The sequence below is a fragment of the Ruegeria sp. BI12 genome (assembly GCF_056537985.1).
Genome location: NZ_JBQFSL010000002.1, coordinates 715,808 through 739,843, shown reverse-complemented (window position 1 = coordinate 739,843; position 24,036 = coordinate 715,808). Strand labels below are relative to the sequence as shown.

Annotated in this window: 19 protein-coding genes; 11 read left to right on the top strand and 8 right to left on the bottom strand. The window is 54.1% G+C overall.

Annotated features, from left to right (window positions below; all coding sequences use genetic code 11):
• The first annotated feature begins 580 nt into the window (after positions 1-580).
• From xylB to ACR0AK_RS16555, 3 genes are read left to right on the top strand one after another with little or no spacing between them, the layout of a single operon-like run.
• On the top strand, positions 581-2,038 hold the full coding sequence (gene xylB / locus ACR0AK_RS16565; RefSeq protein WP_480794150.1) for a xylulokinase: 1,458 nt from the start codon (positions 581-583) through the stop codon (positions 2,036-2,038).
• Positions 2,035-2,982, top strand: coding sequence for an aldose epimerase family protein (locus tag ACR0AK_RS16560; RefSeq protein ID WP_480794149.1), 948 nt, complete (start codon positions 2,035-2,037; stop codon positions 2,980-2,982). The genes xylB and ACR0AK_RS16560 overlap by 4 nt, the downstream gene beginning before the upstream one ends.
• Position 2,983: 1 nt before the next feature.
• Positions 2,984-4,285, top strand: a complete 1,302-nt coding sequence (locus ACR0AK_RS16555; protein ID WP_480794148.1) for a cytochrome-c peroxidase — start codon at positions 2,984-2,986, stop codon at positions 4,283-4,285.
• Here ACR0AK_RS16555 and ACR0AK_RS16550 read toward each other — a convergent pair whose 3' ends face one another.
• Entirely contained in the window at positions 4,286-5,797 is a 1,512-nt protein-coding gene (locus ACR0AK_RS16550) for a CRTAC1 family protein (protein WP_480794147.1), read from the bottom strand.
• The gene (locus tag ACR0AK_RS16545; RefSeq protein ID WP_480794146.1) at positions 5,787-7,004 is read right to left on the bottom strand and encodes an ROK family transcriptional regulator; all 1,218 of its coding nucleotides are present in this window, start codon (positions 7,002-7,004) and stop codon (positions 5,787-5,789) included. The genes ACR0AK_RS16550 and ACR0AK_RS16545 overlap by 11 nt, the downstream gene beginning before the upstream one ends.
• A 151-nt stretch (positions 7,005-7,155) precedes the next feature.
• On the opposite strand from ACR0AK_RS16545, the gene xylF reads away from it, so the two are divergent.
• The 6 genes from xylF (at position 7,156) to ACR0AK_RS16515 (ending at position 14,024) form a co-directional block, all read left to right on the top strand.
• Complete coding sequence (xylF, locus tag ACR0AK_RS16540) at positions 7,156-8,175, top strand: D-xylose ABC transporter substrate-binding protein (protein WP_480794145.1); 1,020 nt, start codon at positions 7,156-7,158, stop codon at positions 8,173-8,175.
• 63 nt (positions 8,176-8,238) lie between these two features.
• The gene (locus ACR0AK_RS16535; RefSeq protein WP_170332141.1) at positions 8,239-9,537 is read left to right on the top strand and encodes a sugar ABC transporter permease; all 1,299 of its coding nucleotides are present in this window, start codon (positions 8,239-8,241) and stop codon (positions 9,535-9,537) included.
• The gene (locus ACR0AK_RS16530; RefSeq protein WP_480794144.1) at positions 9,537-10,340 is read left to right on the top strand and encodes an ATP-binding cassette domain-containing protein; all 804 of its coding nucleotides are present in this window, start codon (positions 9,537-9,539) and stop codon (positions 10,338-10,340) included. Before ACR0AK_RS16535 ends, ACR0AK_RS16530 begins: the two co-directional genes overlap by 1 nt.
• A gap of 9 nt (positions 10,341-10,349) precedes the next feature.
• The gene (xylA, locus tag ACR0AK_RS16525) at positions 10,350-11,657 is read left to right on the top strand and encodes a xylose isomerase (RefSeq protein WP_480794143.1); all 1,308 of its coding nucleotides are present in this window, start codon (positions 10,350-10,352) and stop codon (positions 11,655-11,657) included.
• 294 nt (positions 11,658-11,951) lie between these two features.
• Positions 11,952-13,352: a selenium-binding protein SBP56-related protein gene (locus tag ACR0AK_RS16520; protein ID WP_480794142.1), complete on the top strand. Its 1,401-nt coding sequence runs from the start codon at positions 11,952-11,954 to the stop codon at positions 13,350-13,352.
• Positions 13,353-13,355: 3 nt separating this feature from the next.
• Complete coding sequence (locus tag ACR0AK_RS16515) at positions 13,356-14,024, top strand: hypothetical protein (protein WP_480794141.1); 669 nt, start codon at positions 13,356-13,358, stop codon at positions 14,022-14,024.
• A gap of 275 nt (positions 14,025-14,299) precedes the next feature.
• On the opposite strand, the gene ACR0AK_RS16510 is transcribed toward ACR0AK_RS16515, so the two are convergent.
• Together ACR0AK_RS16510 and ACR0AK_RS16505 are read right to left on the bottom strand one after the other, a co-directional pair.
• Entirely contained in the window at positions 14,300-17,443 is a 3,144-nt protein-coding gene (locus tag ACR0AK_RS16510) for an efflux RND transporter permease subunit (protein ID WP_480794140.1), read from the bottom strand.
• A gap of 12 nt (positions 17,444-17,455) precedes the next feature.
• Complete coding sequence (locus ACR0AK_RS16505) at positions 17,456-18,616, bottom strand: efflux RND transporter periplasmic adaptor subunit (RefSeq protein ID WP_480794139.1); 1,161 nt, start codon at positions 18,614-18,616, stop codon at positions 17,456-17,458.
• Positions 18,617-18,703: 87 nt separating this feature from the next.
• Here ACR0AK_RS16505 and ACR0AK_RS16500 point away from each other — a divergent pair, with 87 nt between their 5' ends.
• Positions 18,704-19,345 (top strand): TetR/AcrR family transcriptional regulator, encoded by a 642-nt coding sequence (locus ACR0AK_RS16500; protein ID WP_480794138.1) that lies wholly within the window; start codon positions 18,704-18,706, stop codon positions 19,343-19,345.
• A gap of 257 nt (positions 19,346-19,602) precedes the next feature.
• Here the strand turns inward: ACR0AK_RS16500 and ACR0AK_RS16495 are convergent, their stop codons facing one another.
• Positions 19,603-20,076 (bottom strand): cupin domain-containing protein, encoded by a 474-nt coding sequence (locus ACR0AK_RS16495; RefSeq protein WP_480794137.1) that lies wholly within the window; start codon positions 20,074-20,076, stop codon positions 19,603-19,605.
• An 80-nt stretch (positions 20,077-20,156) separates the two neighbouring features.
• On the opposite strand from ACR0AK_RS16495, the gene ACR0AK_RS16490 reads away from it, so the two are divergent.
• A complete protein-coding gene (locus ACR0AK_RS16490) occupies positions 20,157-20,744 on the top strand; it encodes a TetR/AcrR family transcriptional regulator (RefSeq protein WP_480794136.1) in 588 nt (195 codons plus the stop codon).
• A 317-nt stretch (positions 20,745-21,061) separates the two neighbouring features.
• Here the strand turns inward: ACR0AK_RS16490 and ACR0AK_RS16485 are convergent, their stop codons facing one another.
• From ACR0AK_RS16485 to ACR0AK_RS16475, 3 genes are all read right to left on the bottom strand, one after another.
• Positions 21,062-22,072, bottom strand: a complete 1,011-nt coding sequence (locus ACR0AK_RS16485) for an alpha/beta fold hydrolase (RefSeq protein WP_480794135.1) — start codon at positions 22,070-22,072, stop codon at positions 21,062-21,064.
• A 19-nt stretch (positions 22,073-22,091) separates the two neighbouring features.
• Complete coding sequence (locus ACR0AK_RS16480; protein ID WP_480794134.1) at positions 22,092-23,531, bottom strand: glutamine synthetase family protein; 1,440 nt, start codon at positions 23,529-23,531, stop codon at positions 22,092-22,094.
• Between the two features lie 103 nt (positions 23,532-23,634).
• On the bottom strand, positions 23,635-24,033 hold the full coding sequence (locus tag ACR0AK_RS16475) for a cupin domain-containing protein (protein ID WP_108859955.1): 399 nt from the start codon (positions 24,031-24,033) through the stop codon (positions 23,635-23,637).
• Between the last annotated feature and the right edge of the window lie 3 nt (positions 24,034-24,036).

Here is a 24,036-nt window from a genome sequence, read left to right as displayed (position 1 = left end):
GTTACCTGGAACGGTAATCCGAGAGTTTACTGTCCCGAAGAAAGTAATGCGAACAAATTTCTGTCGGTCGCTCAGTGCCATTTGAACCGGCAGGTGACGTAACAGCTGTCACGCAGACCACGACTTTTGTTGAACTAGGTTCTGGCATCCAAAGCAAACAGCTACTTTGGCGTCCACACTGCGGCAGCGGCTTTGCCAAGTAAGCGGCAGCAAAGGGCAGTCAACATGCATTGTGATTTCTTCTTTGTCCGCAGAATATGAGTTCTACCACCGCCGAATTTTGCGGTCGCGGCGAAAGTCCGGATTGATGAAGCTGCATTGCGGCGTGGCCTGACACAATGAACGTCTCTTACGGGCCGTGTGCTAGGGCAGGGTATTCTGTCCGATCAACCAAGTCCTAGCAAGACACGATGAACCGGAAGCGACGCGCGACTCTTATCCAGTGGCTCGAATTTTGTTTGCCACATAGACGGACATTCTGAACCAGTCGTAATTGGAGCACATATCTTTTACGAAACCTTGACAAGAACACGGTTTCGAATAATTTTAATCGCTAAAATATTTAGCCGGGTAGCGTTGAATGTATCTAGGATTGGATTTGGGAACGTCAGGTCTCCGCGGGATTCTGGTAGATGACACAGGACACGTTGTCGGTGATGCCGAAGTCAGCATTTCCACCTCGACGCCTAGGCCTGGTTGGTCTGAGCAGGATCCTTTGGATTGGACCAACGCTTGCGAAGAGGTTGTTGGAAAGCTCCGCATTGGCAACCAGCAAGCATTCTCAAAATTGCGAGGTATTGGCCTCAGCGGACACATGCACGGCGCTACACTACTGGATTCTGATGGCGAAATATTGAGGCCCTGCATTCTTTGGAACGATACTCGGTCAGCCGCCGAAGCGCGGACACTGGATCAAACACCAGAGATGCGCGCAATATCGGGAAACATCGTCTTTCCGGGGTTTACGGCGCCGAAACTCGAATGGTTGCGTGCGAATGAGCCGGATGTGTTCTCAAAGGTGGGCAAGGTGTTGCTGCCGAAAGATTATTTGCGATTTTGGCTTACTGGAGAATATGTCTCAGACATGTCTGACAGCGCGGGAACATCCTGGCTGGACGTTTACACTCGGCAGTGGTCAGAAAGGGCGCTGGCCATAGGTCACATGCGTGTCGAGCAGATGCCGCGCTTGGTCGAAGGCAGTGATCCGAGTGGAGAGTTGAAGGTCCGTTTGAGGCAGGAGTGGGGGCTTTCGAATCCGGTTGTCGTGGCTGGAGGTGCTGGCGACAATGCTGCCGCTGCCTGCGGGATCGGGAGCATCAACGACGGCACCGGTTTTGTCTCACTCGGAACCTCTGGCGTGTTGCTTGTAGCGCGGGAAGCCTATGCTCCTGATCCGGAAACCGCTGTGCACTGTTTTTGCCACGCAGTCCCGGATCGGTGGATTCAAATGGGCGTCATGCTTTCAGCAACGAACAGCATGAATTGGCTTGCTCGCAATTTGGGTGAACCTGTGGAGAAACTCGCTGCATCTTTGCCGGAAAAATTGAATAGACCTTCTGCGATCACGTTCTTGCCATATCTGTCAGGAGAACGGACACCGCATAACGATAGCCATATCCGAGGCGCGTTTTTGGGCGTGGACATCTCGTCGGAACCCGCTGAGTTGATCCAGTCTGTAATGGAGGGTGTTTCTTTTGGAATGAGAGATTGCCTGGAAGCACTGAAGAGCACCGGAACCCAGCCAAATAGCCTTATGGCAGTTGGAGGAGGTGCGCGATCTCGGTTCTGGCTGGAAACTTTGGCTACTGTTTTGCAAGTCCCGCTGGATTTGCCAAAGGGCAGCGAATTCGGTGCCGCAATGGGCGCTGCGCGCCTCGCGATATGTGCTGCCAACGGCGCTGAACCGGCGCAAGTCATGACGCCGCCGGAAATTCAGGAACGCATTGAACCACGCGGCGATCTGATTGACGCCTACGAAAACGAATACCGGAGATACAAGCAATTCTATCAGGCGCTTGCGCCGCTGGCAGTAAGATGAAACCAGAAACGGGTAAAGCCTCTGAGATTGAAGCTGCTATTATCATGGACGGGGATATGCGTGTTTCGGTCCTGAACTATGGGGCTATAACGCAGGGTTGGTGGTACAAGGATGTCCCGCTCATCCTTGGGTTCGAGGACCCAAATGAGTATCTCACCGATACGCGTTACCTGGGCGCAATTGTTGGGCGCGTTGCCAACCGGATCAGAGGCGCGACGTTTGACTTGGATGGTACCAGTTTTGAATTGAACGCCAACGAGGGCAAAAACACCCTGCATGGCGGCGGCGATGGGCTGTCTAAAAAGTTTTGGGAACTCGAACAGATTGCACAGAACGAGGTTTTGCTGAGCTACGTTTCTCACGATGGAGAGGGAGGCTTTCCGGGGAATATCAGGTTCGAAGTCAGGATCCGCCTACAGGGCTCACGCTTGGTCTATTCAATAACTGCACAGCCTGACCGGCCGACGCCTATAAGCATTACACAGCACAACTACTACACTTTGGGTGCTGCAGAAGGGGTAGACGAGCATAAGCTGACACTCGCTTCAATTTGGTATCTGGAAATCGACGATCAGGGTATTCCGTCGGGCAGAGTACTTGCGACCAACGAAAAAGGGTTGGATTTTTCAACGCCCAATACGATTGGAAGTGTGCCTGATGGGATTGATCACTATTTTTGCTTTGATCATGATCGCGGCGCTAAGGCTCCGGTGGCGGAACTCACTTCACCCTCTGGCCGTGCGTTGACAGTCTACTCTGACCAACCCGGAGCGCAGGTTTATTCGGGCTATAAGCTGACAAAACCGCGTCGCGCTTCGCGTGGTGTGTGTATCGAGCCATCGGGTTATCCCAATGCACCGAATATCTCGTCGTTTCCCTCAATCATCTATACTCCGGAGAACCCGTATCGGCAGGAACTTATTCTAGAAGTTTCTGAGGAATGACATGAGAGCAGTTTCGCTATTCTTGATTATAGGCTCAACAATCTCAGCGGTGGATGGTGCGCGCGCCCAATCGCTTGGTTCTCTGCCGGAGTTCCTTGAGCCCGACTTTGCAAGTGCTGAGCTGGGGCGTTTGCTGTTCTATGACCCGATTTTGTCTGGCAACAAGAATATTAGCTGCGCGACCTGTCATCATCCCAGGCTTGGCACGTCCGACGGTGTTTCCCTTGGTATAGGGGAAGGGGGAATTGGGTTGGGTCCAGAGCGGACATTGGACCCAGGGAATACCCCGGAACAACGTATTCCTCGAAACTCACCAGGGCTTTGGAACCTCGGAGCTAATGAGTTCACGACGTTTTTCCATGATGGGCGACTAGAGGCAGACCCAACGCAACCTGATGGTATCAGAACCCCGTTGGGTACTCATATGCGGTCTGGTTTCAATTCAGCGCTGGCCGCACAAGCCATGTTCCCGGTTTTGTCGCCAGACGAAATGGCGGGTCACTATTCTGAGAATGACGTGAGCAAAGCGGTTCGCCTCGGATTTCTGACTCAGCAAGGCGGTGCGTGGGATCTGATTGCAGAACGTGTTGCGGCCATTCCAGAGTACGAGCAGAGGTTTGAGGATATAGCGCCGGATGATGGAGTTACGTTCACGGCAATTGCCAACGTAATCGCAGACTTCATCGCGTTCGAGTGGCGCGCGGATAACAGCCTCTTCGATCGTGCGATGCGAGGTGAGGCTGAATTGTCAGAAGAGGCCGAAATTGGCATGGGCCTGTTCTATGGAAAGGCTGGCTGCAGCAACTGCCATTCGGGCTGGTTTCAGACGGATCACAAGTTTCATTCGATCGCAATGCCGCAAATCGGCCCGGGAAAGGCGGCGCGATTTGAAAACCATGTCAGGGACGATGGGCGTCTTCGCGTAACCGGCGATTCAAAAGACGCCTTTGCTTTTCGTACGCCATCTCTGCGCAACGTGACCCTGACTGCGCCATACGGACACAACGGAGCCTATGCTGAACTTGAGGATATAGTACGCCATCATCTGGACCCGTTGGCGTCCTTGCGAAACTACTCGATCGAGATGGCCACCTTGCCGGACTTCCCCGGCTCTGACGACCAAAGAGTAATGTCGGATAATCAGCACTTGGGTGCGATTGCCCAAAGCAACAGCTTGTCGAAAGTAAGCCTGACAGATCAGGAAATCGACGCTCTTCTCAGATTTCTGGCAAGCCTTGAAGACCCGGCAGAGCGGCTAGGTGTGCCCGACCAAGTTCCAAGCGGGTTGACGGTTGAAAAGTAATCAGCGGTGAAGACGTATGATTTGGTTGGGCTGATAGTCCAGCCACTCGCCTTTCGACCCATCCGGCCAGATCATACGAACCTGCACCTTGTCCTCACTCCCAAGCCCAATATGCTGAAACCCAGCGATACCACCAGCGTGACCGCCGCCGATTGTTAGCTCGCGGGTCTGAACACCCAGCGAGGTTTTGACTTCAATAAATCCACCAATTGCTGCGTGATTGGATTGATCCTGAGTGACATCAATCAATAGCCAGTTGCCACCCTGAGAAGTGTTCTGGCTGACTTCGAGCTCAGAACCTCGGTTGACGACCACCAGATCCAGCTTCCCATCGTTGTTAAGGTCAACAAGCGCCGCGCCGCGAGACTTAGCCATCGAGGCAGCACCGGCATCTGCTGCAGCTTCAATAAACTGACCTTCGGAGTTCTGTAGTAGTAGGTTATTGGGGTCGTTCAGAGCAGCATCGGGCATCTGTTCTACGTTTCCCTTGGCCACGAATATATCGTCCCGGCCGTCGTTGTTGACATCGCCAAACTGTGCGTGCCACCCGGTGGATGGCCTTCCGTCTCCACCGATATGCGGTCTATGAGCGGTCGTGCCCTTTTCGTAAGTTGCATCGCGCCAGGTCGGGCCGTTTGTCACTGGGTCAAAAATCTGGAGTTTCTGATCACCCATCGAAGTCAGATAAACTTCGGGAAATCCATCTCCTGTAAGGTCGCGAGAGGCGATCCCCATTCCCCAGATCGAAAATGGAAGCCAACCTTCGTCTTCCGAGTATTGCCGAGGCTCAGACTCCATCGCCCATAACTGCTCGTGACCGCCGCGAACATAGTAGTGACGGTCGTTGCTGACGCGAAGATCAGCGCGGCCAGTTCGGGCCCAGTCCGAAAACAAAATAGAAAGTGAGCAGTAGCCGGGCTCAAGATGAAGTGGCTCGTGATACAAGTCGTCTTCTGGGCGGTACAAAAGGGTTGGTCCGCAGGATTCAAAGGGACCTTCGGGATCAAACCGATCAACATAGGTGCCAAACGCCAAGGTCGGTAAAGTTTGCCCGCTTTCCCATGTCGCCGAGAACCCTGTGGTCCAGAGATCCTCCGACTGAAACCCGAGTTCAGTGAAAGGGCTGAATTGGCAGTCGGTATTGCCCCGAAGAAGCAGGTCTGCGCCGACACGCAAAATCGCCAGATCCACTACGCCGTCGCTATCAACGTCGAGAGGGTAGGCGCCGGTCACACCGGCCAGCGAAAGGTCTTCAGGCGTCTTTGCCTGAAATGCTATTTGTTCCTTCGAGGTATTGATGAACAGTTGAGACCGGTTGGAACCGCCAGCCAAAAAGAGTTCTGGCAGCGAGTCCCCATTGCAATCGAAAACGGCCACACCACCGCCAACAAAGTGCTCCCACCCGCCATCATAGACATGTTTTGGTACATCCACATTTTTAAACTCAAGAGCATCAGCGCCCGCATTCACACCTGTAGCCAAAGTCGCAATGATCGCAGACTCAAGACGCATTCGACGTCAGCTCCTTGACCTTGAGAATCGAGATTTGCTCAATTCCATAGGCTGCCGCCCCCTTGGCCCACATCATGTCACCCCAGTGATGAACTTTGATCTGGGGCAAAGGTGCATCGACATTCACAACGCCGTTTTGAATGCGGGCCATAACTTCGTTGGAACACAAATGCTCAAAGCTCATTTGTGCCCCCGAGACGATAATGCACTCTGGGTCATACAAGTTGATCAGGTTGGAAATCCCGAGGCCAAACATCTGACCTGCGCGGGCAAGCACTGATGAAGCTCTTTCGTCACCTGAGTTGGCGCGGTCATGTATGTCGGAAACGGTTTCCATGTCGTTGGTATGACCGGTGACTGTCATCTCGCGGATCAAAGCATAGTCGCCTACATAGGCTTCTAAACATCCGCGTTGACCGCATTGGCAAAGGGCTCCGTCAAGTTGAACTTTGGTGTGCCCAAACTCAGCGCCGCAGCCTCGTTCTCCTCGGTATAGGTTACCGTCCAATACGATGCCAAGGCCAACACCGTGTTCGATCGTAACAACGAGGAAGTTTTTTAAACCCTTACCCAAGCCAAAAAGCTGTTCGGCCTTGGCGACAAGATTGGCGTCGTTGTCAACGAATGCGGGGCAGGGGAGCTCACTTGAAAGCAAGTGGCTAAAATCAATGTTTCTCTCAGTAATCGAAGAAGACCAGTGGACAAAATTCTTGTTTGCATCGACCAGTCCAGCCACCCCGATAGAAACACCTGCCAAATGAGCGACAGAACTATCGATCTGTTTGCAGGTTTCTTCAAGAGCTTCGCGGATCGCCGATACAAATTCTTGCGGCGACATTCTGGCGTGATCCAAAGCATATTTATAGGATGCGACTTCGTGACCTTCAAAGTCGACCAAAATAACCGAGATCACTTGCCGAGCCACTTTTAGACCGGCCACAAGGTGCATCTGGCCGTCCAATTGCAGCAATACTCTGGGTCTGCCTCTCTTCCCCGACTTTGACTGTGCCTGGCTTTCAGTCTCTTTGACCAGCCCGGCCGAGATGAGATCAGCCGTGGCGGCGGTGACAGTCGCAGGGCTGGTTTGCAAGGCGGATGCAATATCGATCCGCGAGACGGCCCCCTTGGCTCTGATGTGCTCCAATACCCGCAGGCGGGTCGTATTTCTTTGTTCCAAAGAAACCGGAGAGGCTTTGCTTTTCAGCATCTTGTCCTCGCGAATCTTGCTGTTGGCCCAATCTATTTGAATTTGGGTGCCTCTTGTAGAGTAAATATTTTACCGGCTGAAATAAATATGGTATTCAAATCTGTGAGAGCCGCGAATCGAAATGCGATGGCTCGGCAAATGGGAGGAAATCATGAAAAGAATTCTCAGCTTTTCGGTTGTGGCCACTTTGTTGGCTTCGACCGCATTCGCAGAGCCAGTGGTCGGCGTAAGTTGGTCGAACTTTCAGGAAGAGCGTTGGAAAACGGATGAGGCGGCAATTAAATCGGCGCTTGAAGGAGGCGGTGCCGAGTATATTTCGGCAGACGCGCAATCGTCTTCTGCAAAGCAGCTATCGGACATTGAAAGCCTGATCGCCCAGGGCGTGGACGCGCTTATCATCCTGGCGCAGGACGCGCAGGCAATCGGACCAGCTGTTCAGGCTGCGGCGGACGAAGGTATTCCAGTCATTGCCTATGATCGCCTAATTGAGGACGACCGTGCGTTCTATCTGACGTTCGACAATGTGGAAGTCGGCAGAATGCAGGCCCGGGCTGTTTTTGAGGCCATGCCCAAGGGCAACTACGTGATGATCAAGGGCTCTCCTACTGATCCGAACGCAGATTTTTTGCGGGGTGGACAGCAGGAAATTATCGGAGCAGCAGTGGACAGCGGTGACATCGTAATCGTTGGTGAAGCCTATACCGATGGCTGGTTGCCCGCGAACGCGCAGCGGAACATGGAACAAATCCTGACCGCGAACGAAAACAACGTGGATGCTGTCGTTGCGTCGAATGACGGTACTGCAGGCGGTGTTGTTGCTGCGCTGACCGCACAGGGCATGGAAGGCATTCCGGTTTCCGGTCAGGACGGCGACCATGCAGCATTGAACCGTGTCGCACTGGGAACGCAGACGGTTTCGGTTTGGAAGGATGCTCGCGAACTTGGAAAGGCCGCTGGCGAAATTGCTGTTGCTTTGAGCGGTGGGACAAGCCCTGCCGAGGTCGAAGGTGCAGTGAGCTGGACGTCACCGGGTGGGACCGAGATGAACTCGGTTTTCCTAGCGCCTGTTCCAATCACTAAGGACAACCTGTCCGTGGTTGTAGATGCCGGATGGATCCCGCTGGAAGATCTTTGCCAAGGCGTTGAAAACGGACCTGCCCCTTGTAACTAAACCACTCAGCCCTGGGCCTCTTAGTCTGGGCCTGGGGCAAATGCTGAATATGAAAGATCGGAAATGACCGAAACTTCGTCTCAGCCGATACCTGAAAAAGCGAAACCCAGCCTGTTCCAGCAACTGGAACTGGACATGCGGCTTTTGGGAATGATCGGCGCGTTTGTCATCCTGTGTATCGGGTTCAACATCTTCACGGACGGACGGTTCTTGACACCTCGGAACCTGTTCAATCTCTCCATCCAGACGGTTTCAGTGGCCATTATGGCGTGCGGAATGGTGTTCATTATCGTCACGCGACACATCGACTTGTCGGTAGGAGCGCTGCTGGCAACAACCTCGGCCGTGATGGCAATGACGCAAACCGAGCTTTTGCCGCAAATACTTGGGATGGGTTTGAACAATCCTGCAACCTGGGCGATCACCATTGTAGTCGGGCTGTTTGTCGGCACGCTGATTGGTGCGTTTCATGGCTGGATGGTCGGCTATCTGACGATACCAGCGTTCATCGTTACGCTTGGTGGGTTTCTGGTTTGGCGAAACGTGGCGTGGTATTTGACCAGCGGCCAGACGATTGGTCCTCTGGATAGCACATTTCTGATGTTTGGCGGGACCAACGGAACATTGGGAACGACAACAAGCTGGCTGTTCGGCTTGTTTGCTACCGCAATCGCGATCTGGGCTTTGTGGAGTGGTCGACGCGCAAAAGCGTCACATGGTTTCCCGGTAAAACCTGTTTGGGCCGAGGCCACTCTGGCCGGGATAATCGCAATTGCTATCCTTGGGTACGTTTACATCGTAAACAGCTACGCCATTCCGACGCGCCGGCTGCAACGTATGTTCGAAGCGCGCGGCGAGACAATGCCAGAAGGTCTGGTTGTAGGATACGGCATACCAATTTCTGTCCTCATACTAATCATAGTAGCGGTTACCCTGACGATCGTGGCACGAAAAACCCGGTTTGGTCGGTACATCTTTGCCACTGGCGGCAACCCGGATGCGGCAGAGCTTTCAGGTATCAACACTCGGCTGCTGACCGTGAAAATCTTTGCTTTGATGGGCTTCTTGTGCGCCGTGTCCGCTGTGGTCGCCTCGGCGCGCCTTGCAAACCACTCAAACGACATTGGCACACTGGACGAGCTGCGCGTCATCGCCGCTGCAGTGATCGGAGGAACGGCATTGTCGGGCGGCATCGGTACCATCTATGGCGCGATCCTTGGTGCATTGATCATGCAGGCGCTACAATCGGGCATGGCAATGGTTGGCGTTGACGCGCCGTTTCAGAACATCGTCGTCGGCAGCGTCCTCGTGCTGGCCGTCTATATCGACATCGTCTACCGCAAGCGACTGGGGGCTAAGTGATGCAAGCTCAGGACACGCAAAAAGCACCTCCCAACTCCGGACGCGGTTCGGGCGCGCCGCCATTGGTCGAGATGCGCGATATTTCGGTTTCCTTCGGTGGGATCAAGGCCGTCGACCATGTGTCGGTCGATCTCTATCCGGGTGAAGTCGTTGGCCTGCTTGGCCATAATGGGGCCGGGAAGTCCACTCTGATCAAGGTTCTGTCCGGCGCCTATCAGATGGATCACGGTGAGATCCTGATTGATGGCAAGCCAGTCGAGATTGGCAATCCCCGCGACGCCCGGGCGAATAACATCGAAACGATCTACCAGACGCTCGCGTTGGCCGACAATCTGGATGCCACATCAAACCTGTTCCTGGGGCGCGAGATGACGACGCCTTTTGGCTTGGTCAATGACGCCGCGATGGAGGCTGAATGCCGCAAGATCATGGCGCAGCTCAACCCGAACTTTCAGAAGTTCAACGACCCGGTTTCCGCCCTGTCAGGTGGTCAAAGACAGTCTGTGGCGATTGCTCGGGCCGTTTATTTCAACGCCCGTATCCTGATCATGGACGAACCGACAGCGGCGCTGGGACCACATGAAACGAAGATGGTGGCGGACCTGATCCACCAGCTAAAGGCGCAAGGCATCGGGATATTTCTGATCGATCACGACGTGCATGCCGTCATGGAACTGTGCGACCGCGCCTCGGTCATGAAGAACGGAAAACTGGTTGGGACGGTCGATATCGCAGATGTCACTGATGACGATCTTTTGTCGATGATCATTCTCGGTAAGCAGCCAGGACAAAAAGCAGAGTAGGGGGCAGAAATGCCAAGTGGATTTTTTGAAGGGATCGAGAAGGTCCAGTTTGAAGGCATGGATAGCAAGAACCCGTTGGCCTTTCGTCACTACGACCCGGACGAGATCGTTATGGGCAAGCGTATGGAAGACCATCTGCGATTTGCAGTGGCATGGTGGCATTCCTTCGCGTGGGAGGGTGGGGATCCGTTTGGCGGTCCGACATTTGATCGTCCGTGGCATCCACAGGATGAGATGGATCGTGCCCGCCTGAAAGCGGATATTGCGTTCGAATTGTTCGAGATACTGGGCCAGCCATTCTTTTGCTGGCACGACGCTGATATCCGGCCCGAACAGGGAAATTTTGCCGATAACTTGCGAACATTAGAAGAAATCACCGACTATATCGGTGAAAAGATGCAAGTTTCTGGCACCAATCTGCTTTGGGGTACGGCCAATATGTTCAGTCATCGTCGTTGGATGTCTGGCGCCAGTACTAATCCTGATCCCGACGTTTTTGCATTCGCTGCAGCGACAGTGAAATCCTGTATGGATGCAACTCACAAACTGGGCGGCGAAAACTATGTTCTGTGGGGTGGTCGTGAGGGCTACGAAACTCTTCTGAACACGGACTTGAAAACCGAATTGGATCACATGGGCCGTTTCCTGAACATGGTCGTAGAGTACAAACACAAGATCGGGTTCAAAGGCGCCATTCTTGTGGAGCCGAAACCTCAGGAACCTTCCAAGCACCAATACGACTATGACGCAGCTACTTGCATCGGTTTTCTCAGGAAGTATGGGTTGGAGAACGAAGTGAAGCTAAATCTCGAGCAGGGCCACGCGATCCTTGCCGGGCATAGCTTTGAGCATGAAATTGCGGTTGCGGCTGCTGAAGGGATGCTGGGTTCGATTGATATGAACCGCAATGACTACCAATCTGGATGGGATACAGATCAGTTCCCGAACAATACACCGGAAGTTGCCCTAGCTTACTATTACATCCTGAAAGCTGGTGGTTTTGCCACCGGCGGCACAAATTTTGACGCCAAAATTCGCCGTCAATCGATTGACGCTGTCGATCTGGTGGCGGCTCATATCGGTGGAATGGACATATGCGCACGCGGTTTGAAAGCAGCGGCCGCTATGATTGAAGATGGGGGGTTGGAGGACTCACTGACTGAACGGTATTCAGGTTGGAATACACCAGATGCAGCGTCCATGTTGGGCAACAGCCTGGAAGAAATTTCCGCCCGAGTTTTACGTGATGGGATAAATCCCGATCCGAAATCAGGCCGACAGGAAATACTTGAGAATTACGTGAACAGCTTTGTGTAACCGCATTGGTGGGACACCTCTGGGCGCGATTGACGAAAAATTCCCAGAACCAGGCATTTGGCATTGTTTGTTTATTGTCTGGTTTGTCCGCAAAGTAGACGTTTAAGCATGTTGCAACGAATGACTGCATTGAGCCCGTTTCGGTCATTAGAAGAGCCGATGCAAAACGGTAAATTCAAGTGCCTGAGTTTGGCGCGTTTTCGCGAATCTTGAATATGTGCCATTCTCAGTTCTGGGCGATACCAGACAAAACTTGATTTAGATCTGGCGCCCGCGGCCTGGGAGGAGCCAGCTATGAACCTGAGACCTGACCCGACTTTTCACGCAACTCCGAAACTTGCCATGGAGGCACCGGCGGAAACGCTTGCCTTTACATTGATGCTCAGTCCGGACGGCTCACAGCCGGATGGCCTGGCCGTTGTGGATGTTGACCCGAAATCGAAGACCTACAGTCAGATCGTCCATCAGCTTATCATGCCCAACAAGGGTGACGAGTTTCACCACTTTGGCTGGAACGCGTGCTCTTCTGCGCTTTCGCCCCTGACCGGGTATGCCTTTCTGGAACGCAGGTACCTGATCGTACCGGGTATCCGGTCCTCGCGCATCTACGTGATCGACGTTAAGGAACCCCTGAAGGCGAAGATTCACAAAATCATCGAACCCGAAGAGGTGTTCGCCAAAACTGGTTATTCCCGCCCGCACACTATCCACTGCGGTCCCGAAGGGATTTATGTTTCGACACTCGGGGGCGGCGGTGCCGATGGCACGGATGGCCCTCCGGGCATTTTCATCATGGACTGCGAAACGTTTGATATCCTTGGCCGCTACGAGATGGACCGAGGTGAACAGGACAAGCATTATGATTTCTGGTGGAACCTTCCGCGCGACTACATGGTGAGTTCCGAATGGGGGCTGCCGCCACAGTTTGAAAACGGGATCGTGGCCGAGGATCTGCTGTCCAACAAATACGGTCACAAGATCCATTTTTGGAACCTGCGCGAACGCCGCAACGTCCAAACCATTGATCTGGGAGAGAACCACCAGATGGCTTTGGAGATCCGACCTGCTCATGATCCGGCAAAGGATTATGGTTTTTGCGGTGTTGTCGTGGATACAACAAACCTGCAGGGCGCAATTTTTACGTGGTGGCAGAAGGATGACGGAACTTTCGAGGCTAAAAAGACGATCACGATTGATCCGCGACCTGAGAAGGCCGAGAACCTTCCGCCTCTGTTGCAGGGATTTGAGGCCGTACCCCCATTGGTCACCGACATCGACCTGAGCCTGGACGACAAGTACCTCTACGTCGCCTGTTGGGGTCAGGGTGAAATGCACCAGTATGATGTCTCTGACCCGATGAACCCCAAGCTGACCGGCAAGGTCGAGCTTGGTGGGATTGCGCGCGGCGCGAAACACCCGAACGGCAAGGATTTTGTTTACGGCCCCCAGATGGTTGAGATCAGCCGGGACGGCAAACGGGTCTACTGGACTAACTCGCTCTATTCAACGTGGGACGATCAGTTCTACCCGGACCATGAGGGCGGGCAAATGGTCATGGCCAATGTCGGGGAAAACGGTGGTCTGGAACTGGACAAGGATTTCTATGTCGAGTTCCCCAAAGGCTATCGCAGCCACCAGATCCGCCTCGAAGGCGGAGACTGCTCAACAGATAGCTTCTGTTACCCGTCTGTCTGAAGCGTGGACGGATTAGACACGACAACAGCCCTGTGGTGGGCTGTTGTCGCCTCGGGCATCTATCACGGGGTCAATCCGGGTATGGGTTGGCCCCTGGCAGTGTCTGCGGCGCTGATGGACAAAAACCGCAACAGCCTGTTCCGGGCGTTGATCGCGCTGGCGGCCGGGCATCTCGTGGCGATGGGCGCCATTCTGTTTCCCTTTACTGCGCTGCTGTTTCTAGCCGAATGGCAGCGTGAGATTCAAATCTTCGCGGCCTGTCTCGTGATCGGATTGGGCGTCTATCTGTTGCTCAACCGGCGTCACCCGCGGATCCTTGCGCGAGTACCTCCGTCGCGGCTGGCGCTCTGGTCATTTTTGGCAGCGATGGCGCACGGAGCAGGGCTGATGTTGGTTCCTATATATTTGGGCATCTGTCGCACGATCGCTACGGACCCAGGACACGCAGCGGCGGCTGATCTGATGACCGGAAACGCCAAAATCGCTGTTGGTGTTGCCTTGGCCCACACGCTGGCCATGACAATCTCAGGCGGGTTGCTTGCCTTCGGAGTGTATCACTGGCTGGGCCTGAGATTCCTCTCGAAAGGGTGGTTCAATCTGGACGTAATATGGGCGCTGAGTCTGATCCTTGTGGGGTCGATTTCGCTGCTGTTTGTTCATTATGCTGTCTAACAGCAATGCCAGGCCGAAAAGGCCGCGGAGCCGTAGTTTGGTTTAAACAGCAGCAAACAGTTGCTTTGTCCGCATAGAGGTCATTCGCGATCTTTTTGGCAAACCTCCGCATCGAGCCCACTTTGACCGACGCTGCTCGATGCCCCAATGACACCAATGCGCAGGAACCAGACTTTGCAGAGTCCGGCTTGCGGCCCAAGGCAGAACATGAACGTTGCTTCGAAAATCGACGGTTTAGAAACACACCAACCCGCAAGGATAAGTAGTCTCAATCGTTATTCTGCCACAAGCGCGACAATTGCTTCTCGAGGCTGGGAAGGTTGGTTGTTTGCCTCGAACGGTTTGCCGAGCTTTCTACGATACACCAACGCGAACACGGGCGGGGTGAAATAGAAAGATACGACAGTCGACAACAGTACGCCTCCGGCGATGGCCACGGCGAATGGTGGCCAAAATGCTCCTCCACCTATGATTAGGGGCAGGAAACCGCCGAAGGTTGTGACCGTTGTCGAGATGATATGCCGACTTGAACCAGTCACAACGCGCGCCATGGCCGCTCGGTCACCTTGGCTTGCGTCAACGTCTTGTTGCAACCCGGTCAGAATTATGATCGCCGCGTTGATCGAAACCCCGATCGAGCCGATGACTCCGATGATCGCTGTTATTCCAAACGGGAATTGCATAACGGCCAGCGACAGCATTGAAAGGCCTGCAGACAACACGCACACGACCAAGGTCACAAGGGTCAGCCGGAACGAGTTAAAGGTCAGAACGATGGTCGCGATGGAGAGTGTGACAATCAAACCAACAGAGGCAAGAAGATTACCCACGGTGTTGGATCGGGCATCACTGTCGCCGCCTAAGGACATCGAATAGCCTTGCGGCAACAGAAACCCGGACGCATCAAGCGCCTCTAGTACGTCCTGCAAAGCCTCTTCGGGTAAAACACCAGGTACGATAAACGCTTGGATCGTGTTTTCGCGTACGCCATCCGTTCGGGTTATTACGCTTTCCGCAGGTTCGATTACCGGTCTGGCTAGTTCCGACAAAGGTACAGTGGGGAAAACTCCGGACGCAGATATGGCGGCAGCGTTCGGCAGTAGAATAGGCATACTTACAATGGCGCTTAGATCTGATCGCACCTCGTCACCTAAGCGAACGCGCACTGGCAACTGTTCGGTCCCTTCGATCAGTGATCCACCGGTGATGCCAACAAGCGCCGTGTCCAACTGACCAGCAATGTCCGCTACGTCCAGCCCCAGCAGGCGGGCTTTGACCTCATCAATCTCGAACCGGATTTGAGGGTTGCCGCCGTTCACACTAGCGCGCGCCTGGGTCACCAAATCGAGATTGGCCATGACTGAACGCACCTCGTCGCCCAGATTGCGCAATACCGTGATGTCCTGCCCCTGAATTTTAACTTCAACCGGTGCGGCGACCGGAGGGCCCTGAACAAGATTGCGAACGATGATCTGCGCGTCAGGAAAGTCGATATCCAGACGGCTCTGCAACGCTCCGACAAGGCGGGCCGCGTCGTCGGCCGTGTCGGTCGTGATCATGGCTTGAGCAAAACCGGGCTCGCGTGAACGGTTGCCAACGATGTTGTAGTAGAATGCCGGGCCGGACTCTCCGACAGTCCAGTAGACGCTCTTAACACCGTCATCGGCCAGTAGCATTTCGTCAATCTGGCGCGCGGTTGCTTCAGTGGTGGAAATTGATGTCCCACCCGGCATGTCGACCTCGATATAGAACTGGTTTCGGTCGACGCCAGGGAAGAATTGCGCGGTCAGCGTTGGAAAGGCCGCAAAGCCAAGCACAGGCAAGATCAATGCCAATGCGATGGATCGCACCGGATTGGCAACGGACAATCGAATTGAGGCCTCGAACAAGCGGGCAAGCAGCGGGATGCTGATACCACGGCTCAACATTCCTGCGTCGGGGCGATCGGACAGTAACCATCCCGCAATCGCTGGAGTCACCGTCAAGGCCACAACCAGGGACCAGACAAGCATAAGTACCACAGCGATCGCGATGGCACCCACAAAGTCGCCGGCGGGTCCCGGCAGCAAGATCATCGGTGTGAAAGCAAGCGCCGTTGTGACAGTCGATGCCAGCAATGGAGCGGCCAACCGGCGAACAGCGTCTCGCACGGCTGCAAGTCGCTCCATGCCATCCTGCAGACGACGTCGAATTTCATCGGTCATGACGATGGCTGCGTCAACGAGTAGACCGAGGGCAACAATCAGGCCCGTTACGGACATCTGATGAATTGGCAATCCAATCATGTTCATAGTCGCCAGAGTTGCCAATGAAACAACCGGCAATACTAAAGCCACAATCGCGGCCGCCCGAACCCCCAAGGTGACAAACAAGACCGCCACGACCAGAGCCACGCCAATGGCCATATTGATCCCAACCTCTGACAAACGATCCGTCGTGTACTGGCTTTGATCAAACAGCAATATTTCCTGCATGCCCAAAGGTACCGATGCGGCGCCGGCCTCAAGCTCCTCCCGAAGAAAGCCCGTCCAGCGGTCGATCTGTACGCCGTCCTGCGCCAGAACTCCTATCAAAACCGAGGGCTTTCCGTTGGCAAACGCGATTGACGATTGCGGTTCGCGCGCGCCCCGGTCTACGCTGGCAATATCTCTGAGCTGCACCACGGCGCCGTCTACGTTTTCTCGCAGGACGATGCTCCTAATGCGATCCAAACTCTCAATTTCTCCGCTGACGCCTATGGTCAGGTCGACATCGGATTGCAGCCGCCCAGACTGAACCTTTCCATCTGCTTCGGCGATCCGCTGGGAAATCTCGGCAGCGCCAAGCCCAAGCGCAGCGGCCTTATCCATATCGACACTTACGAGCACCTCTTCTTCCGGTTGACCGAAATAGTCCACTGCTCGTGTCGCAGGTATCGCGCGTAATCTGTCACCCAATGCTTCGGCATGACGCGACAACAAAGTTAGCGGGAAGTCGGGTTCCTCTGCTGCAACCGCGATAACAGCGGAATAGGCAGCAATACCCTCGGCATCAAACTCCGGCGGCAAAACTCCCGCCGGAAAGTTCTGGCGCGCATCTTCAACGGCGTCCCGAGCTTCGGCCCAAACCTGCTCAATAGTGGCTTCGTCAAGCGTTTCCAGCAATTCTACCGAAACGACCGACACGCCCGAGCGGGATACAGAACTGATCTCATCCACCTCGGCGATTTTCCGCAGCTCTTCTTCGATTTCTGCTGTCACCAGCGCTTCAACCCGTTCAGGGTCTGCACCTGGGAACTGTGTCGTTACCGTTGCGAAGAGGTTGGTGATCGTAGGATCTTCCTGCCGTCCAAGCGATAGGAACGAAGACAGGCCTGCAGACACAAGTACTAAAATGATCAGGGCAACCAACCGGGGGTGGCGAAATGTAAGAGTTTCCATCAGATCGCTCCGTTACTCGCCGGTGCTGAAGGCGACGCGCTGACCAACGCTGACTCGCTGCGGCCCCTGATCAATCAAGACGGTGCCTTCCGGAAACGCGCCACGCACGAAGACGCGGTCGTCTTCGGCATGCAGCACTTCGACAGTCGCCAAACGCACAGTCTTTTGCGCGTCGGCAACCAGCAGTGTCCATTGCCCGCGCGTTCCTTCCTTCAGTGATGTCGTGGGAACCCAGGTTCCCGCACTTTGGACAGGATCGAGCACATGAACACGTGCGGTTTGTCCGAAAGCAACGTCGGGAGCGTTCTTCAGATCGAACAGCGCGGTGCGGGTTCGGGTCACCGGGTCAATATCGGGCCGCAAGGTTGCAAGCTCAGCCTGATAGCTTTGACCTGCTATTTCGATCTCAACATCAGTCAGAAGCGCCGGATCAACATCGAGAGGAATACCGATCCGAACCTGCGGCGACACGACCTCGACCATGCCCAGAACCAGCTCGCCCGAGCGCAGAGTTTCACCGCCGTCCACGTGTCGCGCGGTTATTTGCCCGGCAAACGGGGCCTCAATACTGGATTTCTCGATCCGAACGGTTACGTCACGCAAGGCCGCATCCAACTCGCCAATTCGGGATGATAATTCATCCTGCTGAGAAACGGCCTCGTCCAAACGGGCTTGACTGGTAAAGCCTTCTTCAATGAGTTTCGCGTTTCGCTCGACCGTCTTTCTTGCAAATGCAAGCTGGGCAGCGATGGCATTGCGTGATGCTTTCAGACGGTCGCGTTCGACCTCCAGCAGTGCGATGTCCAGTGTCGCAAGAAGTTGACCCTTGGCAACCTCGTCACCCTCATCCACTAGAATTTGATCCAGCGTCCCGTTCAGCTCGAAAGAGATATCTGCTGAACGCTGAGGTTCGACCTGCCCGATGAAAACACGGTCGACTGTGTACGCGCTCTCGGACGTGATCGGCGTCACGGACACCGGGGTCACAGCGGCGGCATCCGGTGCGGGTACAGCGTCCGCTCTACGGGTTAACTCGGATGCGCCAAAGTAAACGGCGGCCGCTGCAACGGCTATAAAACTGACGGTCACTCCCAGACGCACAGTGCCGCCCAGCACACGTGCAAATAGGTTCGGTTTAGTCGCTTCAGTAGAAGAATTTGCAGGATTCGGCATTTGGGGACCTCATCAAGTTAGCGTCTCTAACATATGTTAGAAGTTCTCACTTTGACAAGAGATACGTGATCTGGCACATGTTGGATCATGAGCAGCACCGAAAAAAATCATCCGACAAGCAGACAAACGGCTGGTCTTTCCGTCAGCAAGAAAGCCTACCATCACGGCGATCTCCGCGCTGCACTGATCGAAGCAACCCGACAGTTGGTCGAAGAGAAAGGACCGGACAGCTTTTCTGTATCCGAGGCGTGCCGACGCGCGGGCGTATCAACCGCGGCACCTTACAAGCACTTCAAAGACAAGACAGAAATGTTGGTCGCTACTGTCCTTGAAGGAATGGATCGGCACCGAGACAATATGCTTGCCGCACTGGAAGGCGTTCCTGAAGGATCTCCCGAACGCATAACTGCCATAGGGATGGAGTATATTGCCTTCGCGTTAAATGAGCCCGGGATCTTCAGACTGAAATTTGGCGGCTTCACAGACCGCATCGCGGATCCCCGGCTGGAGGATGGCGGCCAGCAAAGTTTCGGGATTCTTTTGACTGAAGTAGCAAAGTGTCTCGGTGAACCGGGAATCACAGACGAAGTTCGCCGCCGTGGTTTTTTGTTGTGGAGTTTCGTGCACGGGCTGTCCTTCATTTTGCATGACAAAGGGCTTGCTGAGAAAGGCGAAGAGTTCGACCTTCATACCCTTCTTGAGGACGTTTCGGAAAGAATGCTGAGTTGAGCGTTCTCACTCCAATTTGTACTCAACCAAGCACTGATAGCAGACAATCTAAGCCGCTATCACGCCTACGCTTAATCGATTGCCCTGGTTCACACAGAAGACATTTTTGGAGATGCGCCGCGAATGTCCGCTAACCAGAATCGCAAGGTCTCGTCGTGAATGTCGGCTTCGGATTGAGCTAGTATTTCAAAGCGGGGTGTACGGCAAAAGCTTTGTTCCAAAGACCCCGTTTCGCAATTTGGAGTTCTGCAGGTTCGTTAGCTAGGAACGTCCGCTGGCGCTAAGATCGTCATTCCTACTCGATCCGCTACTGCCATGATCGCCGGAATGTCTGGCGGCCCATCTGGCGCCGGAATATCGGTCGTACCGTCAGGCATTGCTTCACCGGCTTCAGTAAAGAAAGTGTCATGCATCGCGCCAGGGGCGTTCACGCAGAGTAACCGGCCAGGCCGTTCCCCGATACACGTGAAGGCGTGCACTGCGCCGTCCGGAACTTTGACAAAATCACCACCTTTAACGGTGACTGTCTCTCCATTCAAAAAGAACTCGAATTCACCATCAAGCACATAGAAGCTCTCATCTTCGCCAGCATGATGATTGGGGGGCGCACCGGCACCCGGCGCCGTTTTTATCTCAACGATTGTGCAACGATCTCCGGTCTCACTAGGAAAGGCGTGAAAGGTCAAAAGGTTCCCAAGAAGATGATAAACTCGCGGGCGAGGTTCAGTCATTGCTGCGACTCCCTTTACTTGAAACATACTACTCTTATGATACATACATCTACTTATGAGACAAGTGTATCACAAAAGGCTTGAGCTTGGCACCTCGAACAAATCAAATCAACCGAACGCGAGAAGCACTTCTTTCGGCAGCACGTGACCTGATGTCGGAAGGCAAGGAAGTTACACTGGCAAAAGTCGCTGAACGCGCCAAAACCAGCCGTGCGACGGTCTATCGTTACTTTTCTGATCCAAGTGTCTTGGCTTTGGATGCGACGCTCGATCTTGAAGTCACTCCAACGTCAGAACTTCTCGAGGGGCTGGGTGACGTTAGCAGCCGTGTACATGTCGTCGCGCGCTACTATCTGGATTTTTCTCGGGTTCATGAGGCGCACTTCCGGCAGTTTCTGGCTGAATCACTCAAGGCATCGCTTGAGGATGGAACCGTAAAAATGCGCGGCGCAAGAAGAGTGGCGGCTTTTTCGGAAGCACTTGCGCCAGTTCACCCATTGATGGAGCCGAAGGAAATAGACGACCTGGCGAAGCGGTTGTCCATGACGACCGGCATGGAGCAACTTATTATACTTGAAGATATTTTGCGCGTGAGCGAGGCGGCTGGCTACCAACTTCAGGAAGGGTTGGTCGATGCTCTGTTGGATCGGTACTTGCCAACAAACTGAAGCAGAGTTTAGATGCCGGCTTTATCCTTAAACTGCTGGCAAATAGACACCAGTTTAACGTCCGTAATGGGCTGACTACAGTCCTTATTTTGAACTTTCAAATGTCCGGTTAGAGCCCAGAGCGACCAATGTTGCGATTGGTATCGGCGTCTGCTGCGCGCAGTAACACGGTTTTTTGAAAGCTGGGAAATAGCCCAAGGCGGTTCCAAATTAAGATAGGAAATTTGGCGTTCAGCTGTCGTTGTTTTGCTCTTCAATCGAAGGGAAAACTAGTAACTAGTGGGTGCCTGCAGTCATGCGGTTTTCACCAAGTGTTGCTACACTAAAAGATCACGAATATTGGCATCTAACTGCGCAGTGAAGCCCTTGTCACTGCCGGGGTTAGCAGCGCAATGGCCCCAAGGCGAATGATAGGGGCGGAGGATGGCATTAGGCATCAGGCCGGCCTCAATTTCATTGTCTTCTGGTGGAAAATAGAGGTCCTGCGCGCAAGGCATCAGGATGGCGCGAGCTTTGATGGCACCCAGTGCCAGTTTGAAATTCCCATTGTAAAGCGGCCCGACAGAAATATCGCCAGCTTGCCAAGTTGCAAGCTTGGCCAACAGGTCGTTGGCATCCCATCCCTGAACATGATCGCGTTCCCAATCCTGCAATAACTCCTCGATGGTTTGAAAGCCAAGCTGCCGATAAAGCCTCTCGCGATAGAACGTCTGAGAGAAGGCCCATCCTGCGTAAACTCGACCAAAGGCCTTCAGCCCCGCTTCAGGTGGGCTAACATAATTTCCGCCATTCCAATTTTGATCCGCGCAAAGGGCTGCCTTGACCCCTTCGAGGAAGACGAAATTATGCGGTGAAGTTCTGGCCGACGCGCAGAATGGAAGGATTGCCCGCACCATATCCGGGTATTGCGCTGCCCACTGGTAAGATTGACAGCCCGCCATTGACCAACCAGCGACTAGGGCGATTTTCTCGATCCCCAGGTGATCATGGATCAACCGGTGCTGGGCAGTAATATTGTCCCACATCTGCACCAGCGGAAAACGCGGGCCGTCCTGCGGCGCAGGCGCATTCGATGGAGACGACGAACGACCATTGCCGAACAGGTTCGGGCTGACGATAAAGTGCCGCGCTGGATCAATCGCGCGACCTGGGCCAAAGAACCCCTCGTTACGGGAATTTGTGCCTGTGTAAAACGTGGGCAGAACGATGACGTTGTCACGGGCGGCCGACATTGTGCCGTAGGTCTGATAGGCAAGCTTGGCATCCTCCAATACCTTGCCAGACAAAAGCGGAAAGTCGCCCAGCTCGTAAATCTCAAAATCCGGCACCACCTGTTCCTTTCCTGGCTTAGTAAAGCCGCAGATATTCCTGCACTTCCCAATCGGTGACCGATTGGTGATACCGCTCCCACTCGTCGTTTTTGTATTCGAGATAAGATTTACGCATCACCGGGCCCATTACATGTTCCGCCATGGCATCGCCACGCAAGGCCTCGATCGCGTTAAACAGGGTTCGCGGCAATCGGCGGATTCCGAGCTCGGCAAGTTCAGCTTCGGTCTTTGAATAAAGATCAAAATCCGTTGGTTCACCCGGGTCGATCTTATCTTTGATCCCCTTCACACTACAGCTCAGATGCATTGCCATTGCCAGATAGACGTTCATGGTCATGTCGCAGGCACGGTTTTCGATGCAGTGGCGGCTTTGTGGCAGGCGGAACTGGGCCGAGCGATTATTGAAGCCATAAGTGATATTGGTCGGGGCCCAGGTGACCGTGCCGCCTTCAAAACCTCCAACGCGCGGCACCAACCCGTTATAGGAATTCACGGTCGGACAGGTGATCGCCGTGATTGCTTCGGCATGCTGCATCAGCCCGCCAACGGCCCAGCGGCTTTCGTCGCTCCAGTTGCCATCGGGTGTCTCAAAAATGTTTTCGCCGGGGCGACTTTCATGCTGCATCGACATGTTGATATGCGCCCCGGACCGCCAGTCCCCCACAGTTGGCTTTGGCATGAAGGTCACAAACAGCCCTTGCTGCTTGGCCACCTCTTTCAACGTGATGCGCAGAAAAGCCAACCGGTCGGACATTTCCAGCAGGTTGGTGTAGTGGAAATCAAGCTCAAACTGGGAGTACGCACCCTCGGCCACCACGTCATGCAGGTTCCAGCCTAATCCTTCGATGATGTCGATCAGGGTTTTTAGGAATGGCATCGAGTCTATGGAATACTCAACATCATAGCCAAATGCTTGACGACGCGGACGAAGCCCGTCTGCAGGGTCATCGTCAAATGCCTTTACCGGCTGCCCGGCGTCGTCATATTTCATCACGATAAACTCGGGTTCTACCCCGGCGTAACCCGTGTACCCTTCCAGCGCGGCCTCGTGCATGGCGCGTTTCAGGGCTTGACGCGGACAAACGTTGTAAGGAGCGTCTTCCCAGTAGAGATCCGAGAAGATGATCGCCATCGATGTGTCCCACGGACAGACGTAGACGGCATCGAGATCCGGAACCACCACCTGATCGCTGTCGGCGGGGCTTAGCTCGGGCACGTACGAAATCGAATGCACCGCGAATTGTGGCCCTTTCCCAAGGCATAGCGGTTCAAAATCACTCATCGGTACGGGTTTTGTTTTTGGAATACCGTGCAGGTCAATCCAGGCGGCCATCACATATTTGACGCCAGCCTCTTCCAGATGCTGCCGTACTTCTGCGATACGCGGGCGGTTACGTTCGACAGCGTCGTGGAACGTTTCGTAGTAGATGCGGGTGCTGGCATTATCCTTGGGCATTCGGCGTCCTCCCATCGAATGGCAAACAGATTTGGTTCACCGAGGGTGACCCCTCAGCGTTAGTGCTGGTTTCGGTTGTTCTGTCGCTCAGCGATTAAGATGTTCAGCCGGGGACAAAATCGTCAGGGTCGATGCCCGGAACCTGCGTGATCCCGGCAAGCTGTTTCCAGTTGTGAGGGTAGGCGGCATAGAAGATCACGCATTTGCCGTCCGACTCGTAGGAAATGTGGTTGTCCTTTGGGACAAACAGCACGTCACCACGATTGCAAACATAGCTTTTGCCATCGCAAACCAGTCGGAATGTGCCCTCAAGGCAATAAATGATCTCGTCGCAGGTCAGATCCCACGGCACCTTGATGTTGTTCAAGACGTTGATGCCACCGCACATGGACTTGCTGAATTCGCTGGTCACCATCGGTTTGATGTAAGTGTCGCTGTCACCCATCGAGTCATAGCGATTTTGAACCAGATCGAATTTGAAAAGTTGAGGTGTGTCACCCATTTG

Coding starts and splice junctions, on each gene's coding strand:
- ACR0AK_RS16480 (WP_480794134.1), bottom strand. CDS start 23,531: ATGCCCAAGGATAATGCCAGCACCCGCATCTACTACGAAACGTTCCAC.
- ACR0AK_RS16510 (WP_480794140.1), bottom strand. CDS start 17,443: ATGGAAACTCTTACATTTCGCCACCCCCGGTTGGTTGCCCTGATCATT.
- xylF (WP_480794145.1), top strand. CDS start 7,156: ATGAAAAGAATTCTCAGCTTTTCGGTTGTGGCCACTTTGTTGGCTTCG.
- ACR0AK_RS16555 (WP_480794148.1), top strand. CDS start 2,984: ATGAGAGCAGTTTCGCTATTCTTGATTATAGGCTCAACAATCTCAGCG.
- ACR0AK_RS16500 (WP_480794138.1), top strand. CDS start 18,704: ATGAGCAGCACCGAAAAAAATCATCCGACAAGCAGACAAACGGCTGGT.
- ACR0AK_RS16545 (WP_480794146.1), bottom strand. CDS start 7,004: ATGCTGAAAAGCAAAGCCTCTCCGGTTTCTTTGGAACAAAGAAATACG.
- ACR0AK_RS16535 (WP_170332141.1), top strand. CDS start 8,239: ATGACCGAAACTTCGTCTCAGCCGATACCTGAAAAAGCGAAACCCAGC.
- ACR0AK_RS16520 (WP_480794142.1), top strand. CDS start 11,952: ATGAACCTGAGACCTGACCCGACTTTTCACGCAACTCCGAAACTTGCC.
- ACR0AK_RS16560 (WP_480794149.1), top strand. CDS start 2,035: ATGAAACCAGAAACGGGTAAAGCCTCTGAGATTGAAGCTGCTATTATC.
- xylB (WP_480794150.1), top strand. CDS start 581: ATGTATCTAGGATTGGATTTGGGAACGTCAGGTCTCCGCGGGATTCTG.
- xylA (WP_480794143.1), top strand. CDS start 10,350: ATGCCAAGTGGATTTTTTGAAGGGATCGAGAAGGTCCAGTTTGAAGGC.
- ACR0AK_RS16495 (WP_480794137.1), bottom strand. CDS start 20,076: ATGACTGAACCTCGCCCGCGAGTTTATCATCTTCTTGGGAACCTTTTG.
- ACR0AK_RS16550 (WP_480794147.1), bottom strand. CDS start 5,797: ATGCGTCTTGAGTCTGCGATCATTGCGACTTTGGCTACAGGTGTGAAT.
- ACR0AK_RS16505 (WP_480794139.1), bottom strand. CDS start 18,616: ATGCCGAATCCTGCAAATTCTTCTACTGAAGCGACTAAACCGAACCTA.
- ACR0AK_RS16475 (WP_108859955.1), bottom strand. CDS start 24,033: ATGGGTGACACACCTCAACTTTTCAAATTCGATCTGGTTCAAAATCGC.
- ACR0AK_RS16530 (WP_480794144.1), top strand. CDS start 9,537: ATGCAAGCTCAGGACACGCAAAAAGCACCTCCCAACTCCGGACGCGGT.